This is a genomic window from Vibrio sp. 1288 (assembly GCF_033344475.1).
The window spans coordinates 1-571 of record NZ_JAWPOX010000902.1 but is presented as its reverse complement, the minus strand read 5'-3'; the positions used below and the strand labels follow the sequence as shown (position 1 = coordinate 571).

At 41.7% G+C, this 571-nt stretch carries 1 pseudogene; it reads right to left on the bottom strand.

Features of this window, described 5'->3' with window-relative positions:
• Window positions 1–362 (bottom strand): annotated as a pseudogene (locus R8O11_RS29995) (alanyl-tRNA editing protein); the annotation flags it as partial.
• Between the last annotated feature and the right edge of the window lie 209 nt (window positions 363–571).

Genomic DNA, 571 nt, shown 5'->3' with positions numbered 1-571 from the left:
TCCACTTTCAGTGTCACTCGTGTACCTTGAGATAGAGTGTCAACAAGCGCTAATACATGTACGACAACAAATAACCAGCCTTCTGTATCGCGCTTTACAGGGATTGCCGCTCCAACAAATAACTCTCCGGTTGCCACTTCAATGGCACCAACTTGGCAATCAATCACTTCAAATTGTTGATCATTAAATACTAAGATGCCTTTATCCGCGGGATGATCAGGCCAGATATGGCTAACGGGATGAAACGGAGTCACGTCGGTGACTACGTAGGTCACTTCATTGTGGTTTTGAACGAGTTGAATCTGAGCGTCCAACTGCCAAGTTTGATGGCAGAAACGGGTTTGTGTCGCGGTAATCGTCATGCTTTGCTTATCTCTGTGAATGTAAGAAGTTAAGGTTTTGTGCTGAGCATTTGAAGATACAGGAATCTGCACGTCATCACTAATATCACTAGAGGAAAACCGCGCAGAAGAATATTGTGATAATGATGAAAGTAAGGTTTAGAAAAGGACACATCTCACATCACTTTTAGAGATTGCAAAAAACAGATAAAAAAATACCCAAGTAAAAA